This is a genomic window from Pseudomonas sp. NPDC087612 (assembly GCF_044743505.1).
In the GTDB taxonomy this organism is placed as follows: domain Bacteria; phylum Pseudomonadota; class Gammaproteobacteria; order Pseudomonadales; family Pseudomonadaceae; genus Aquipseudomonas.
Window position 1 is genome coordinate 332,052 of record NZ_JBIUWO010000002.1, and the last position, 16,704, is coordinate 348,755.

A 16,704-nucleotide genomic window follows, 5' to 3' on the forward strand; every position below is an offset into this window, starting at 1 on the left:
CACCCGAACGCCAACGGCACCAACAGCCTGGGCGAGAGCTTTACCGTAACGGCTACGGACACCGATGGCAGCACCGCCAGCGGTTCCATCGATGTGAACATCGTCGACGACGTACCGACCGCGGCGGGCGATACCAATGCCGTCACCGCCACCGAGAACCAGCTGACCCTGACCGGCAACGTGCTGACCAACGACGTGCAGGGCGCGGACCGTGTACCCACGGGGCCAATTACTGCCGGCACCTTCGTCGGCACCTACGGCACCTTGGTGCTGGCCGCCGACGGTTCCTACACCTACACGCTGAACACTGCCGATCCGGACTTCTTCAACCTGCATGGCGGCGGTAACGGGGTCGAGACCTTTACCTACACCCTGACCGATGCTGATGGCGATGTGTCCACCGCCAACCTGGTGCTCAACGTCACCAACCTCAACGACCCGGTGACCCTCAATGGCTTGAATGTTGAAGGCGGCGAGCTGACTGTTTTCGAGAAGAACCTTGGCGACGGCAGCAACCCGGATACGCCAGCCCTGACCCAGACCGGCAGTTTCACGGTGACCGCGCTGGACGGTGTGCAAACCCTGACCGTCGGTGGCATTACCGTGGTCAGCGGCGGGGTGGCCAGCGGCTTCCCGCAATCGGCGACCACCGCCCTGGGCAATACCCTGACCATCACCGGTTATGACGCCTCGACCGGCGTGGTGACCTACAGCTACACCCTGCTCGACAACGAGGCCCACCCGAACGCCAACGGCACCAACAGCCTGGGCGAGAGCTTTACGGTCAGTGTGACGGACACCGACGGCAGCACCGCCAGCGGGTCGATCGATGTGAATATCGTCGACGACGTGCCGACCGCGGCAGGCGATACCAACGCCGTTACCGCTACCGAGAACCAGCTGACCCTGACCGGCAACGTGCTGACCAACGACGTGCAGGGGGCGGACCGTGTACCCACGGGGCCAATTACTGCAGGCACCTTCGTCGGCACCTACGGCACATTGGTACTGGCCGCTGACGGTTCCTACACCTACACCCTCGATCCTACCGACGCAGACTTCAAAAACCTGCACGGTGGCGGCAATGGCACCGAGACATTCACTTACACCCTGAAGGACGCCGACGGCGACATCAGCACCGCCAACCTGGTGCTGAATATCACCAACCTCAACGACCCGGTGACCCTCAACGGCCTGAACGTCAATGGCGGTGAACTGACCGTTTTCGAGAAGAACCTCGGCGACGGCAGCAACCCGAATATTCCGGCCCTGACCCAGAGCGCGAGCTTTACCGTCACCGCCCCGGACGGCCTGCAGACTCTGACCGTCGGTGGCATCAACGTGGTCAGTGGCGGCGTGGCCAACGGCTTCCCGCAATCGGCGACCACCGCCCTGGGCAATACCCTGACCATCACCGGCTACAATCCGGCGACCGGCGTGGTGACCTACAGCTACACCTTGCTCGATAACGAGAGCCATCCGACGGCCAATGGCGCCAATAGTCTCAACGAAAGCTTTACCGTAACGGCTACGGACACCGATGGCAGCACTGCCAGCGGGTCCATCGATGTGAATATCGTCGACGACGTACCGACCGCGGCAGGCGATACCAACGCCGTCACCGCCACCGAGAACCAGCTGACCCTGACCGGCAACGTGCTGACCAACGATGTGCAGGGCGCGGACCGTGTACCCACCGGGCCAATTACTGCCGGCACCTTCGTCGGCACCTACGGCACATTGGTACTGGCCGCTGACGGTTCCTACACCTACACCCTCGATCCTACCGACGCAGACTTCAAAAACCTGCACGGTGGCGGCAATGGCACCGAGACATTCACTTACACCCTGAAGGACGCCGACGGCGACATCAGCACCGCCAACCTGGTGCTGAATATCACCAACCTCAACGACCCGGTGACCCTCAACGGCCTGAACGTCAATGGCGGTGAACTGACCGTTTTCGAGAAGAACCTCGGCGACGGCAGCAACCCGAATATTCCGGCCCTGACCCAGAGCGCGAGCTTTACCGTCACCGCCCCGGACGGCCTGCAGACTCTGACCGTCGGTGGCATCAACGTGGTCAGTGGCGGCGTGGCCAGCGGCTTCCCGCAATCGGCGACCACCGCCCTGGGCAACACCTTGACCATCACCGGTTATGACGCCTCGACCGGCGTGGTGACCTATAGCTACACCTTGCTCGATAACGAGAACCATCCGACAGCCAATGGCGCCAATAGTCTCAACGAAAGCTTTACGGTAACCGCCACCGATACCGACGGCAGCACCGCCAGCGGTTCCATCGATGTGAATATCGTCGACGACGTACCGACCGCGGTGGGCGATACCAATGCCGTCACCGCCACCGAGAACCAGCTGACCCTGACCGGCAACGTGCTGACCAACGACGTGCAGGGTGCGGACCGTGTGACAACCGGGCCGATCACCGCCGGCACCTTCGTCGGCACCTACGGGACATTGGTGCTGGCCGCTGACGGTTCCTACACCTACACCCTCGATCCTACCGACGCAGACTTCAAAAACCTGCACGGTGGCGGCAATGGCACCGAGACATTCACTTACACCCTGAAGGACGCCGACGGCGACATCAGCACCGCCAACTTGGTGCTCAACGTCACCAACCTCAACGACCCGGTGACCCTCAACGGCCTGAATGTCAACGGCGGTGAGCTGACCGTTTTCGAGAAGAACCTTGGCGACGGCAGCAACCCGAATATTCCGGCCCTGACCCAGAGCGCGAGCTTTACCGTCACCGCCCCGGACGGCCTGCAGACTCTGACGGTCGGTGGCATCACCGTAGTCAGTGGCGGCGTGGCCAGCGGCTTCCCGCAATCGGCAACCACCGCACTGGGCAACACCCTGACCATCACCGGCTACAACCCGGCCACCGGCGTGGTGACCTACAGCTACACCTTGCTCGATAACGAGAGCCATCCGACGGCCAATGGCGCCAATAGTCTCAACGAAAGCTTTACGGTAACCGCCACCGATACCGACGGCAGCACCGCCAGCGGTTCGATCGACGTCAATATCGTCGATGACCTGCCGAGCGCTGTTAACGACACCAACGCAGTTACGGCCACTGAGGTACAGCTGACCCTCACCGGCAATGTGCTGACCAACGATGTACAGGGCGCCGACCGCGTAACCGGGCCGATCACCGCTGGCACCTTTGTCGGTACCTACGGCACCCTGGTGCTGGCCGCCGACGGTTCCTACACCTACACCCTGAACCCCAACGATACGGACTTCATCAACCTGCACGGCGGTGGCACAGGTGTCGATACTTTCACCTACACCTTGCGCGATGCCGATGGCGACACCAGCACAGCGACGCTCAAGCTCAATGTCAGCAACCTGGACAACCCGGTCACCATTGACGGCCTGAACGTCAACGGTGGCGAACTGACCGTCTACGAGAAGAACCTCAGCGACGGCACCAGCCCGGACTCTCCGGCCCTGACCCAGAGCGGCACCTTCACCGTTACGGCCCCTGACGGGCTGCAAAGCCTGACCGTCGGTGGCATCAGCGTGGTCAGTGGCGGGGTGGTCAACGGTTTCCCACAGAGCGGTACTACGCCGCTGGGTAACTCGATCACCATTACCGGTTACAACCCGGCCACCGGGGTGGTCAGTTACACCTACACCTTGCTCGACAACGAAAACCACCCGAACGCCAATGGCATCAACAACCTCAACGAGAGTATCAATGTCGTCGCCACCGACACCGATGGCAGCTCCGCCAACGCGACGATCGATGTGAAGATTGTCGACGACGTACCGAATGCAGTCGGGGCAGAACGCTCGGTGACTCCGGGGCAGGTGGACTCCAACCTGCTGCTGGTGATCGATGTGTCCGGCAGTATGAATGAGGCGTCCGGCGTGCCGGGGCTGACGCGTATGCAACTGGCCAAGCAGGCGATCAATGCCTTGCTCGACAAGTACGATGAAATGGGCGATGTAAAGGTCCAACTGGTGACCTTCTCTACCGGGGCCAACCAGCCTTCAACTGTGTGGGTGACCGTCGACCAGGCCAAGGCCATCGTTAACGGCCTAAGTGCCGGTGGTTCGACCTATTACGATTCGGCGATTACCTCGGCGCAGTCGGCCTACACCACCGGGGGCAAAATCACCGGTGCGCAAAATATCGTGTACTTCTTCTCCGACGGCGCACCTACGTCTGGGCACGCGATTACCGCGCCCCGCGAAGCTGCCTGGGAGACTTTCCTCGATAGCAATGGGATCAAGTCCTACGCGATTGGTCTGGGCAGTGGCGTCAATGCCAGTAACCTCAACCCGTTGTCCTACGACGGTAGTACCCACACCGACACCAACGCCACGGTGGTCACCGACCTCAACCAGCTCAACTCGGTGCTGTCTGGCACCGTCCAGGGCGCGCCGATCACCGGCAGCCTGATGAGCGGCGGCCAGTTCGGCGCTGATGGCGGCTTTATCAAGTCGCTGGTTATCGATGGCACTACCTACACCTACGATCCAAAGGGCAACGGCGGTGCGGGCTCTTATGCCACCAGCGGTGCGGCGGACCGGGGTACTTTCGATACCGGCACCAACAGCATTACCGTGAAGACGGCGATCGGCGGCAGCATCGTGGTCAACATGGATACCGGCGACTTTACCTACACGCCGCCCAAGGACACCGGCAGCGGCCAGGTCGAGCAGATCGGCTTCGTCGCCAGTGACAACGATGGCGATACCGCCAGTGCCAACCTGGTGATCAATGTCTACGCCAATACCGCGCCAGTGGCCGGGGCCGACCATGTCATCAGCAACATTCTGTCGAGCAGCATCACCGTGCCCGCCGAAGCCTTGCTGGCCAATGACAGCGATGCCAACCATGACCGCCTGAGCGTGCCTTCGACGACCACCTTCGATACCGGCTGGGCGGCAAAAGGGGCAGGCTTTACAGTGGGCAGCGGTACACCGCCGACGGTTACCTTCAATGGTACCAACAACACCGGCGCCAACCAGCTGCGGGACCTGCCGCGCAGTGCCTTCAGAGGCCCGGCCGATGCCATGACGGCGGCACTGGTTGTCAGCGGCTACCTGGGGGCTGTAACCACGGCCAATGCCAACGATGAGGACCTGTTGACCGTTACCCTGAAAAAAGGCGAGACGCTGACCCTCGATCACAACCTGGCAGCGGGCAACATCCTGATGGAATGGAAAGACGAGAGCGGCAGCTATCAAACCATCGCCGACGGCGGCTCTTTCACCGCCAGCCATGCCGGGGTCTACAGCATCCACCTGGTCAACCTCACCAACTCGTCAGGCAGCAACACCAACGCGGCTGAAAACTACGCGCTGACCATGACTGTCGACTATTCCAACGCCCAGAACGAAACCGCCTACGGCACCTATACCGTCAGCGACGGGCATGGTGGCAGCAGCACCGGCAATGTCGACTTCGTTTATCAGGAGGGCAATACCCTCACCGGTACCAGCGGTGACGATACCCTGCTGGCAGGTGCTGGCAATGACACCCTCAATGCCGGGGCGGGTAACGACGTACTGATCGGCGGGGATGGCAACGACTTCCTCTACGGCGGTGATGGCAATGACCTGTTGATCGGTGGTGCCGGCAACGACCTGCTCGACGGTGGCGCGGGTATTGACACCGCCAGCTACGCCAGCGCCGGCAGCGCGGTGACGGTCAATCTGAGCACGGTCGGAGCGCAGAACACCGGGGGGGCCGGTACCGACACCCTGGTGGCGATCGAGAACCTGATCGGTTCGGACTACAACGACACCCTTACCGGCAACGACAACGCCAACGTGCTTAATGGCGGCCTGGGCAACGACACCCTGATTGGCGGTGGCGGTGATGATGTGCTGATCGGCGGCCCGGGCAACAACACCCTGACTGGCGGCACGGGTAGCGATACCTTCCTGTACCAGCAGGGCAACACCGGGCACGACGTGGTCACCGACTTCACCCCGGGCACCGATCGTCTGGATCTGTCGCAACTGTTGCAGGGTGAGAATGCGACGACAGCGTCGCTGGATGACTATCTGCACTTCAAGGTCACCGGCAGTGGCGCCAGCGTGGTGTCGACCATCGAGGTCAGCTCGGTGGCAGGTGCGGCGCCGACCCAGACCATCGACCTGGCAGGGGTGAACCTGGCCCAGCACTATGGTGTGACGGCAGGTGCGGGCGGGGTGATTGCGGCAGGGCAGGACACGGCGACGATCATCAACGGCATGCTCAACGATCATTCGTTGAAGGTGGATACCGTCTGACGGTGTAGGCCTGTGGGAGCTGGCTTGCCAGCGATCGAGCGCGCAGCGGTCATAATGCAGGCAACACCTTAGGTGCTGACTGCAACGGCCTCATCGCTGGCAAGCCAGCTCCCACAAAGATCTGTGGGGGCTGTCTTAGGACGGGCGTCGCAGGGTCTTTTGCCGCAGGATGTAAATGCTCACCAGCACCGCGCTGGTGAGCATGAACCCCCGCGCCCAGATCAGCGGCACCAGGTAGCAGGACAAACCGATGCTCAGCCACATCAGGCCGATGGCGTAGACCTTGCCTTTGAGGGGAATGCCTTCGCCACTGAGGTAGTCACGAATCCACGGCCCGAGCTTGGGGTGGTTGACCAGCCAGTGGTGAAAGCGCGGCGAGCTGCGCGCAAAGCACGCAGCGGCCAGGAGCAGGAACGGGGTGGTCGGCAGTACCGGCAGGAAGATCCCGATCACCCCCAGCGCGACGCTGAGCCAGCCGATGGCCAGCAGCAGGTAGCGCATGGACGCCGACTCAGTGGTGGCGAGGCTTGAGCAGGGCTGGCTTCTCGTCCGGCGCGTGCAGCAGCAGGTACAGCGCGGTCAGGGCTTCAGGGATCTGCACGATCATGTCGTCCTGCAGGTTGGCGTCCTTGGCGATGTCTTCGAATTCTGGCTGTTCATCGAACAGGCCGGAACCGACCATGATCGGCAGGAGCATCTCGCTGACTTCGTCTTCAGCGGTCTCGAACCAGGCCTCTTCGCGCATGAACACGCCTTCCATGAAGCCGATGCACCAGCCGCGCAGGTCGGAGTCGTCCGGGTCTTCACCCAGGTCGAGGTCGCACGGCAGTTCGAATTCCTCGTCGCTGGCCAGCTGGCGGGCAACGTGGGCTTTGAGCTGGATCAGCGTGGCTTCGATCTCTTCACGCTGGGCGTCGTCCTTGTAATGCGGCTCTTCGGCGAACAGGGCGTCGATCCATTCGCGCTCGGGAACCTCTTCGGCACCGATCGACAGCGCGGTCAGGAAGCCGTGGGCGGCCACGTAGTCGAGCGCCTCTTCATGCAGCTCGTCGGCGTCGAGGAAGGCTTGCAGGCGGGTCAGTTGCTCGGCGAAGGACATTACGGGGCTACCTTGGGAATAAACGATACTGAATTCTAGCACCTTGCAGCGCAAACGAGGCAAAGGAAGACGTCTATCGCAGAGCATCCTGCTAGGCCGCAGGCTCCGGTATAATGCCCGGCTTTTATCCCAGGGCCCTTGTAACTCGGGGGTCGGGTAAAAGCCGCTTACGCATTTTCGGGTGTCGTCAGCGGGTTTTTCGTCCAGCCTGTGCCCAGGATGGTTCTGCGATTTTTGGAGTTTTTATGCTCGAACAGGCTCAGCGCGTCCTCAAGGACATCTTCGGTTACGACAGCTTTCGGGGGCGCCAGGGCGCGATCATCGAATGCGTGGCCAAGGGTGGCGATGCGCTGGTACTGATGCCCACCGGCGGCGGCAAGTCGCTGTGCTTCCAGGTCCCGGCCCTGTTGCGCCCCGGCCTGGCGGTGGTGGTCTCGCCGTTGATCGCGCTGATGGACGATCAGGTGGCGACCCTCGACGAATTGGGCGTGGCCGCCGCTTCGCTGAACTCGACCCTGAGCGCCGAGCAGCAACGCGAACTGGCCGGGCGTATCCGCCGTGGCGAAGTGAAGATGCTTTACCTGGCTCCCGAGCGCCTGGTGCAGCCGCGCATGCTCGATTTCCTGCGTACCCTCGACATCGCCCTGTTTGCCATCGACGAGGCCCACTGTGTGTCGCAGTGGGGCCATGACTTCCGTCCCGAGTACCTGCAACTGGGGCAACTGGCCGAGCTGTTCCCCAACGTGCCGCGCATTGCCCTGACCGCCACCGCGGACATGCGCACCCGTGAAGAGATCGTCACCCGCCTGCACCTGCAGAACGCCGAGCGCTTCCTGTCGAGCTTCGACCGGCCGAACATCTTCTACCGCATCGTGCCCAAGGAGCAGCCGCGCAAGCAGTTGCTGGCGTTCCTCGGCGAGCGGCGCGGCAACGCCGGTATCGTCTACTGCCTGTCGCGCAAGAAGGTCGACGACGTAGCGGCCTACCTCTGCGAGCAGGGCTTCCCGGCCTTGCCTTATCACGCCGGCCTGCCTGCCGAGACCCGGGCGTCCAACCAGCGGCGCTTCCTCAACGAGGAAGGCCTGATCATGGTTGCCACCATCGCCTTCGGCATGGGCATCGACAAACCCAACGTGCGCTTCGTCGCCCACCTGGACCTGCCCAAGTCGCTCGAGGCCTACTATCAGGAAACCGGCCGCGCCGGTCGTGACGGCCTGCCTGCCGATGCCTGGATGGCCTACGGCCTGCAGGACATGGTGATGCTCAAGCAGATGCTGCAAAACTCTGAAGGCGACGAGCGCCACAAGCGCATCGAGCAACACAAGCTCGATGCCATGCTCGCCTTGTGTGAAGAAACCCGCTGCCGCCGCCAGACCCTGCTCAACTACTTCGACGAAGAGCTGCCGCAGCCGTGCGGCCATTGCGACAACTGCATCGATGGCGTGCAGACCTGGGATGCCACCGAGCCTGCTCGCCAGGCGCTGTCAGCGGTGTATCGCACCGGTCAGCGATATGGCGTCGGCCACCTGGTGGATGTATTGCTGGGCCGCGACAACGAAAAGATCCGCAACTTCGGCCACGAGAAACTGGCCGTGTACGGCGTTGGCAAGGACCGCTCCGAGCACGACTGGCGTTCGCTGTTCCGCCAGTTGGTCGCCCGCGGCCTGGCCGACATCGACCTCGAAGGTTACGGCGGCCTGCGCCTGTCCGACACGTGCCGGCCGTTGCTGCGCGGTGAAGTCAGCCTCGAGCTGCGTAAAGATCTCAAGCCACAAACCAGCAGCAAGGGTGGCAGCAGCAGTGGCGGCAGCCCGGCCAGCCAGCTGGTGCGTGGCGAAGAGCGCGAACAATGGGAAGCCCTGCGTGCGTTGCGCCGCAAGCTGGCCGAAGAACATGGCGTGCCGCCGTATGTGATCTTCCCCGATTCGACCCTGCTGGAGATGCTGCGCAGCCAGCCCACCAGCCTCAGCGAGATGGGCCGGGTCAGCGGCGTCGGTGCGCGCAAGCTCGAGCGTTACGGCGAAGCCTTCCTCGAAGTGCTGGGTGGCGGCGTCGAAGCGCCAAAGATCGTCACCGACCTGCGCCACGAACTGGTCAGCCTGGCCCGCGCCGGCATGACTCCGATGCAGATCGCCGGGCAGCTGAACTGCAGCGAAAAGAACGTCTACAGCCTGCTTGCCGAGGCCATTGGCCGCCAGGAGCTGTCGCTGGACCAGGCCCTGGACCTGCCGGAAGACCTGCTGGGCGAAGTTCAGGATGCCTTCCTCGATGGTGAAGGCGAGTTGCCGCCGGTGTCGGCGATTGCCGAGCAGTTTGGCGGGCGAGTGCCCGAAGGTGTTTTGTATTGCGTACGGGCCGCGCTGGCTGCCGAATTCGAGATGTAAAACCGGCCTTGTCATCATTTATAACGATTATCGAAGCACCGCCAGCCGTATGAGCCTTGCCTGCGGCTCACGGTCATGGTTAGCTGACTAATAATTAGTTCTGATGATGAGTTTCTCTATGCCGTTGACCGACCAACACAAATTCGGGATGCAGCTGGCACACATGTCCCGCGGCTGGCGCGCCGAACTGGATCGCCGCCTGGCCGGGCTGAACCTGTCCCAGGCCCGCTGGCTGGTGCTGCTGCACCTGGCCCGTTTCGACGAGGCGCCGACCCAGCGCGAGCTGGCCCAGAGTGTCGGCGTCGAGGGGCCGACCCTGGCGCGCTTGCTCGATAGCCTGGAAACCCAGGGGCTGGTGCGCCGTCAGGCGGTGCTCGAAGACCGACGGGCGAAAAAAATCCTCCTCTGCCCACCGGCCAAGCCTTTGATCGACCAGATCGAAACCATTGCCAACGCCTTGCGCGCCGAGCTGTTCGTCGGTGTTGACGAAGAGGACATGCGCATTTGCATGCGCGTCCATGCGCGGATCCTGGCCAACCTGGAAAAGTCCTGATCCTGCTCAGAAGGTGTGACCCAGGTTCAGGTACATCGCCTTCTGATTCTCGCTGTTGGCCCCGTAGCTGAAGTTCAGCGGCCCCAGGGGCGTCTCGAAACCGACGAAGATGCTGGCTGCATTGATGTAGCCACTGTCGAACTCGTTGTCGTTGTTCCAGGCCCGGCCGCGTTCCAGCGAACCGCCCAGGTACAACGGGAAGTCCAGCGGCAGGTAGGCGCGTGGGGTCAGGCGGCGGTAGTAGACCACGCGCATCAGGCTGACGTTCTGTCCCGACACCGAGTCCTGGCGAAAGCCCGACAGCTGCCGCGCACCGCCGAGCACGAAGCTTGAGGTGACCACCTCGGCATCATCCAGGGTCCTGCCGTAACGACCGCCTACCACCCAGGTGTTGGGGCCGCTGCTCATGGCCTTGTCGATGTTCAAGTCCCACTGCCGGTAGCGCTGGTCCGAGCCCAGGTTCGGGTCGAACTGGCGCAAGGTCAGGTTGATGTCCTCACCGCTGTGGGGGAAGTAGACGTTGTCGAGGGTGTCGAACGAGTACTTGAGCTCGTAGAAGCCTTCGTTGAAGTTGACCTTGGGCAGGTCCTGGTCGCCGATGCGCACCTCGGCCTGGCCCCAGGCCTGGCCGACGCCAAAGCGCACTTCGCCGTTGTTGCCGATCTGCCGACCGAAGTTGAGACCGAAGCCATAGCGCTCCAGACGGTATTCGGCAATCGGGTCGTCGTCCAGGGTCGCCTCGATGTTTTGCGAGCCGAGGTCAATGTATGGCGCGATGAAATAGCGCGAGCCGGCATCCAGCGGCTGGTAGAACTCGCTGTACAGCTCTTGCTGGTCGCCGATCTGCGCGCGGGTCAGCCATTCGGCGCCGAGGGAGTTGATGCCGTTGACCCGGTAGCTGGCACCGATGTTGAAGGCGCTGTCGCCGCGCATGTCGTCCGACAGGTTCAGGCCCAGGCGCAGGTAGTCGGTGCCGCCGCGACGGCCACGGGCGTTGATCACCAGGGTGTTGTCGTCACCCTTGTGCACTACCCGGTACTGGACCCGGTCGAAGTAGTCGAGGCCGTACAGGGTGCCCATGTCGGTCTGCAGGCGGCCCAGTTCCAGTGGCTCGCCGATGGGTTGGCGAATGTAGTAGCGGATCACGTCGTCGCTGACTTTTGAATCGTTCTCGATGCGGATCGCGGTGATCACCGGTGTGCGCTGGCTCGGCGAGCGTGCGGCCAGCAGCTCGCCGTCGCTGGCCTGCGGGCGCTTGAGCACCGCCAGGCGTGCGTCCAAAGCGCGGGCGGCGCGGTAGCCGGCGTCGATCATGTCCTGGGCGCGGCCGAAATCGGTGACGCCAAAACTCGACAGCGGTGGCTGGATGAGAATGTCGTCGCGGTGCAGCGCTGCCAGTTGCTCTTCGGAGTTGCGTCGGGTCATCAGGGTGATCGACTGGTTGAGCACATCGACCACGGTTGCCAGCTGCTTGCGGCTGCGCAGCGGGGTGCCGATATCGACGACGATGGCCACGTCCACACCCATCTCGCGCGCGACGTCCAGGGGAATGTTGTCGACCATGCCGCCATCGACCAGTAGCCGGCCATCGATCTCGACCGGGGCGAATACCGCCGGGATCGACATGCTGGCGCGAATCACCTGGGGCAGGTGGCCACGACGGAATACCACCTTTTCGCCGCTGGCGATGTCGGTGGCCACGGCGCGGAAGGGAATCGGCAGCTTGTCGAAGTCGCGGGTGTCGCTGGTGTGGGCGAGCATGCTTTCCAGCAGCAGCGCCAGGTTCTGGCCCTGGATCACCCCCAGCGGCAGGCCCAGGCTGCCGTCGTCGCGAAAGCTGAGCTTTTGTTTGACGAGAAAGTCGCGGTCATCCTGCTTGCGCCGAAACGGCACGTCCTTGCGCGGCGGCGCGTCGGACAGCGCCTGCTGCCAGTCGATGTTGAGGGCGAGCTTTTCCAGTTCGTCGATCTTGTAGCCGGAGGCGTACAGGCCGCCGACCACCGCGCCCATGCTGGTGCCGGCAATCGCATCGACCTTGATGCCCTGTTCTTCCAGGGCCTTGAGCACGCCGATATGGGCCAGGCCACGGGCAGCACCGCCGGAGAGCACCAGGCCGACTTTCGGTCGGGGCGCTTCGGCGGCCAGCAGCGGGAAGCAAACGAACATCAGCAGCAGGGATAACAGCAGGCGGTGCATCATGACTCTCGGAGCGAAGGCTAAAGACCGCTAGTATAAGCGCGCCCACCTGTCAGGAGACCTTCAGTGTATGTCCGCGCATAAACCGGAAATTGTCATTACCTACTGCACCCAGTGCCAATGGCTGCTGCGTGCCGCCTGGCTGGCCCAGGAACTGCTGAGCACCTTCAGCGACGATCTGGCGCGGGTGGCCCTTGAACCCGCCACCGGTGGCTCCTTCCGTATTACCTGCGACGGCGTGCAGATCTGGGAGCGCAAGGCCGATGGCGGCTTCCCTGAAGCCAAGGTGCTCAAGCAGCGCGTGCGCGACCAGATCGACCCGCAGCGTGATCTGGGCCACAACGACCGGCCCTGACCCTCAGCCCTGGGCGAGCGCCGCCTTGCCTACTTGATTGCCGGCCGCCAGGCGGCTGGAAATGACGATGGCGAGAATGATCAGCACACCGCCCATAAGCATGCGCAAAGTCGGGGTTTCGGCGAAGATCAACCACGCCATGGCGATGCCGTAGACCGGCTCCAGGGCAAACACCACGGCAGCGGTGCGCGCCTTGATCACCGCCAGGCTGGCGACGAACAGGCTGTGGGCGACGCCGGTACAGAACACCCCGAGCAGGCCGATCCACAGCCAGTCCATGGCGCTGACGCTGCCCAGCGCCGGCGCGGCCACCGGCAACAGGCACAGGGCGACCACGGCGTTCTGGCACAGTGCCGCCTGCACCGCCGGGATGCGCCCGGAGCCTGCACGGTTGGTCAATGACAGCAGTGAAAACAGCAGGCCTGACAGCAGCGACCAAAGCAGGCCGCCGGTGGCCTGGCTGGCCAAGTCGAAGTCCGGGGTTACCAGCACCAGGCCGATGCTCACCAGCAGCACCAGGACGATCTCGTTGGTGCGGATGCGCTCGCGAAACAGCAGGCCTTCAAGGATCACGGTAAAGGCCGGGAAGCTGGCAAAGCCGAGGGTGGCGATGGCGACACCGGCGACTTTCACCGAAATGAAAAAGCTCACCCAGTGCCCGGCCAGCAGTACGCCGCCGAGCAGCAGGCGGCGCCAGTCCTGGGCCTGCAGGGGCTGCCAGGCCTTGCGCGCAAAGCCTGCGAACACGGCCAATGCCAGCACGGCAAAAGCGGCGCGGCCGAAGACGATGATCGCCGGCGCGGCGCTGGCCAGTTTGCCGAATACGCCGGTCAGGCCGAAAAACAGTGCGCCGATGTGCAGGGCGCCGAGGGCAGTGCGGTGATTCATGGTGGTCCTTGTCAGAGAGCAGGGCAGCGGCGCCAGTTTACGGGGGCGGCGCTGGCGCTGTCTGTCGCGGTCCTCGCGTCAATTGTCGGCACAATCGCGGCGCAAGGCACCAGGCGTGCGGCCAAACGCCTTGAGCATGGCGGCGGCAAAGGCGCTTTGCGAGCTGTAGCCGACCTGGCAGGCGATATCGCCGATCGGCAAGCGGGTATCGCGTAGTAGCTGCCGCGCGCGTAGCAGGCGACGCTGGCGTACATAGTCCATGGGCGTGACCCCGCATTCAGCCATGAACCGCGCATGCAGGCGCGCGCTGGATAGCCCGGCCAGGCGCGCCAGGTCGGCCACCTGCAGCGGGTAGGCGGCGTTCTGCTCGATATGCGCATCGAAGCGGGCATAGGGCAGTGAGGTTGTCGGCGCAACGGGCGCCGCGCCGCCGTTCAGGCTGGCCAGCAGCAACACTGCACCTTGCTGGGCGATTAGCGGATCGTTGATCGGGCTGGCCGCCAGCCAGTCGACCAACTGCTGCTGACGATGGTCCAGGTTCAACGGCCCGGCCCGCTCCAGCAGGCGCTGGCTGGCGTCCAGGTGCGCGCCCAGGCTCTGGCCCAGCCAGTTGTCGACCGGGACGTCCAGCACCAGGCAATCGCTGCCGACAGTACTGCCGCAGGTGTGATGGCGGCCAGCCGGGACCACCATCAGGTCCTGGCGGTCCAGCTGCGCGCCGCGGCCTTCGACCTCGAACTCCAGGCGCCCGCGCAGGCCGAACACCAGTTGCGGATGGTCGTGGCTATGGGCGATCAGGTCGTGGCGATAATGGCGCAGGGAAAGTATCGGGGCGCGGCTCATCGAAGGCTCCTCCGGCAATCGCAGCAGTGTACAGGCAAGTAGGCGGCCGGGCATGTCATCAGACCGACACCGGGCGGTCATGTTCGATTCACCGCTGCTTGGCAAGCTGGCGCAAACCTTCCCGGAGCCTGCCGATGACCCGTGCCGAGCTTGTCAGACCCTCGCGCAAACAGCGCGTGCGCACCCTGTGGATCTCGGACGTGCATCTGGGCACCCGGGATTGCCAGGCCGAACACCTGTCGCAGTTTCTCAAGGGTTACCAGGCCGATCGCATCTACCTGGTCGGCGACATCATCGACGGCTGGAAGCTGCGCGGCGGCATGTACTGGCCCCAGGCGCACACCAACGTGATCCGCCGCCTGCTGACCATGAGCAAGCGCGGTACCGAGGTGATCTACGTGACCGGCAACCATGACGAGTTCCTGCGTCGCTACTCCAAGCTGGTGCTGGGCAATATCCAGTTGGTCGACCAGGCCGAGCACCTGACCGCCGATGGCCGGCGCCTGCTGGTGATTCATGGCGACCAGTTCGACGTGATCACCCGTTATCACCGCTGGCTGGCGTTCCTCGGCGATTCGGCCTACGAATTCACCCTGACCCTCAACCGCTGGCTCAACCACTGGCGTGCGCGCTATGGCTACGGCTACTGGTCACTGTCGGCGTACCTCAAGCACAAGGTCAAGAGCGCAGTCAGCTTCATCAGCGACTTTGAGGAGGCCATCGCCCATGAGTGCGTCAAACGCGGCTTTCATGGTGTGGTCTGCGGGCACATTCACCATGCCGAGATCCGCAAGGTCGGCGAGGTGGATTACCTCAATTGCGGTGATTGGGTCGAGTCGTGCACGGCACTGATCGAGCACTGGGACGGCAGCATCGAGCTTTATCGCCTGGCCGACGCCCAGGCCGAAGCCGCCCGGCGCCAGGCCGGGCTGGAGGAGCTGGTGGATTCAGGCAGTGGCGGCGGGTTGCTCTAGCGCGGCCTTGTAGATCGACTGCCGGGGCTTGGCGAACAGGCGCTGCAGCATCGGCTCGAAGAAGCTCAGGGGCAGGCTGTCGTAGCCCGGATCGAAGGCGGCGGCATCGTATTTGGCGCAAAACTCGATGGTTTGCTGGTACTGCGGATGGTCCTGGAATTGCTCGCGCAGGTGCCGGTCCATGCCCAGGTGATGGAAAAAGTAGTAGCCCTGGAACACCCCGTGTTTTTCTACCATCCACAGGTTTTCCGGGCTGATGAACGGCTTGAGGATGGCGGCGGCGATGTCCGGGTGATTGTAGCTGCCGAGGGTGTCGCCGATGTCGTGCAGCAGCGCGCAGACCACGTACTCTTCATCGCGCCCGTCACGCCAGGCGCGGCTGGCGGTTTGCAGGGAGTGGCTCAGGCGGTCGATGGGAAAGCCGCCGAAGTCGCCATCGAGCAGCCGCAGGTGCGCCAGGATGCGATCGGCCAGCTGGCTGGCATAGGCCCTGAAATCCTCGGCGATGATTGCCCAATCCTGCTCGGTACCGTCCTGCATGTGGTTAAAGCGGGCTTGCTGGTTCATCGGCGCTCCGAAACGCGGGGTTTCAGGGCACTCTACCTGTACCGTTGGTCGGGGCAGTGGCCGCCCGGGACGGGTTTCTGACCTTGCGGGCCGAAATCAGAAGCTGACCTTGCCGCGCAGCATGTCGCGGTACATGGCGAAGTCGCCAATCAGGCTGTACAGCGGGTGCTTGAAGGTGGCGGGGCGGTTTTTCTCGAAGTAGAAGTGCCCGACCCAGGCAAAGCCGTAACCGGCAAAGGGCAGGGCCAGCAGCAGCAACCAGTTGCCGCTGCCCAGGGCAAAGGCGAGTACGGCGATGACCAGGCTGGTACCGACGAAATGCAGGCGCCGGCAGGTGGGATTACTGTGCTCGCCGAGGTAATAGGGGTAGAACTCGGCAAAACTGCGAAATTGCTGAGGGCTGTTCACGACACTGCTCCAGAGTCTGGTCAATCTGACGAAGATACACGGCGTGGAGCCTGATCTGAGTCTAGAGTGAGTAACACTACAGAGCAGTGACAATAGGCGCCAATTGAGTATCCTTTGAGATCGCCGCAGGAGCGGCTTGTCGGTAACAAAAGAAGCCA

At 63.3% G+C, this 16,704-nt stretch carries 12 protein-coding genes; 5 read left to right on the forward strand and 7 right to left on the reverse strand.

Annotation, left to right across the window (positions count from 1 at the left end):
* Positions 1–6,279 (forward strand): Ig-like domain-containing protein (locus ACIOVF_RS05180; protein ID WP_401288006.1); only part of this gene is annotated, 6,279 nt, incomplete at its 5' end.
* A gap of 135 nt (positions 6,280–6,414) precedes the next feature.
* Here the strand turns inward: ACIOVF_RS05180 and ACIOVF_RS05185 are convergent.
* Together ACIOVF_RS05185 and ACIOVF_RS05190 are read right to left on the reverse strand one after the other, a co-directional pair.
* On the reverse strand, positions 6,415–6,780 hold the full coding sequence (locus tag ACIOVF_RS05185; RefSeq protein ID WP_045200076.1) for a YbaN family protein: 366 nt from the start codon (positions 6,778–6,780) through the stop codon (positions 6,415–6,417).
* A gap of 10 nt (positions 6,781–6,790) precedes the next feature.
* Positions 6,791–7,378 carry a YecA family protein gene (locus ACIOVF_RS05190; protein WP_045200079.1) on the reverse strand — a complete coding sequence of 196 codons (588 nt, stop codon included), beginning with the start codon at positions 7,376–7,378 and terminating at the stop codon, positions 6,791–6,793.
* A gap of 245 nt (positions 7,379–7,623) precedes the next feature.
* On the opposite strand from ACIOVF_RS05190, the gene recQ reads away from it, so the two are divergent.
* Both recQ and ACIOVF_RS05200 read left to right on the forward strand, forming a co-directional pair.
* A complete protein-coding gene (gene recQ, locus ACIOVF_RS05195) occupies positions 7,624–9,762 on the forward strand; it encodes a DNA helicase RecQ (RefSeq protein ID WP_045200081.1) in 2,139 nt (712 codons plus the stop codon).
* A 118-nt stretch (positions 9,763–9,880) separates the two neighbouring features.
* Positions 9,881–10,315, forward strand: coding sequence for a MarR family transcriptional regulator (locus ACIOVF_RS05200; protein WP_045200083.1), 435 nt, complete (start codon positions 9,881–9,883; stop codon positions 10,313–10,315).
* Positions 10,316–10,321: 6 nt separating this feature from the next.
* Here ACIOVF_RS05200 and ACIOVF_RS05205 read toward each other — a convergent pair whose 3' ends face one another.
* Positions 10,322–12,511 (reverse strand): patatin-like phospholipase family protein, encoded by a 2,190-nt coding sequence (locus tag ACIOVF_RS05205; protein ID WP_401288011.1) that lies wholly within the window; start codon positions 12,509–12,511, stop codon positions 10,322–10,324.
* A gap of 70 nt (positions 12,512–12,581) precedes the next feature.
* Between ACIOVF_RS05205 and ACIOVF_RS05210 the strand changes: the two genes are divergently transcribed.
* On the forward strand, positions 12,582–12,866 hold the full coding sequence (locus tag ACIOVF_RS05210; RefSeq protein WP_045200087.1) for a SelT/SelW/SelH family protein: 285 nt from the start codon (positions 12,582–12,584) through the stop codon (positions 12,864–12,866).
* 3 nt (positions 12,867–12,869) lie between these two features.
* On the opposite strand, the gene ACIOVF_RS05215 is transcribed toward ACIOVF_RS05210, so the two are convergent.
* Together ACIOVF_RS05215 and ACIOVF_RS05220 are read right to left on the reverse strand one after the other, a co-directional pair.
* Positions 12,870–13,754 (reverse strand): DMT family transporter, encoded by an 885-nt coding sequence (locus tag ACIOVF_RS05215; RefSeq protein WP_401288014.1) that lies wholly within the window; start codon positions 13,752–13,754, stop codon positions 12,870–12,872.
* Positions 13,755–13,832: 78 nt separating this feature from the next.
* Positions 13,833–14,597: an AraC family transcriptional regulator gene (locus tag ACIOVF_RS05220; RefSeq protein WP_045200091.1), complete on the reverse strand. Its 765-nt coding sequence runs from the start codon at positions 14,595–14,597 to the stop codon at positions 13,833–13,835.
* A 134-nt stretch (positions 14,598–14,731) separates the two neighbouring features.
* Between ACIOVF_RS05220 and ACIOVF_RS05225 the strand changes: the two genes are divergently transcribed.
* The gene (locus tag ACIOVF_RS05225; protein ID WP_045200092.1) at positions 14,732–15,571 is read left to right on the forward strand and encodes a UDP-2,3-diacylglucosamine diphosphatase; all 840 of its coding nucleotides are present in this window, start codon (positions 14,732–14,734) and stop codon (positions 15,569–15,571) included.
* On the opposite strand, the gene ACIOVF_RS05230 is transcribed toward ACIOVF_RS05225, so the two are convergent.
* The gene (locus ACIOVF_RS05230; RefSeq protein ID WP_401288018.1) at positions 15,545–16,138 is read right to left on the reverse strand and encodes an HD domain-containing protein; all 594 of its coding nucleotides are present in this window, start codon (positions 16,136–16,138) and stop codon (positions 15,545–15,547) included. The genes ACIOVF_RS05225 and ACIOVF_RS05230 overlap by 27 nt on opposite strands.
* A 96-nt stretch (positions 16,139–16,234) precedes the next feature.
* Positions 16,235–16,546 carry a DUF962 domain-containing protein gene (locus ACIOVF_RS05235; protein WP_045200097.1) on the reverse strand — a complete coding sequence of 104 codons (312 nt, stop codon included), beginning with the start codon at positions 16,544–16,546 and terminating at the stop codon, positions 16,235–16,237.
* Positions 16,547–16,704 lie beyond the last annotated feature (158 nt).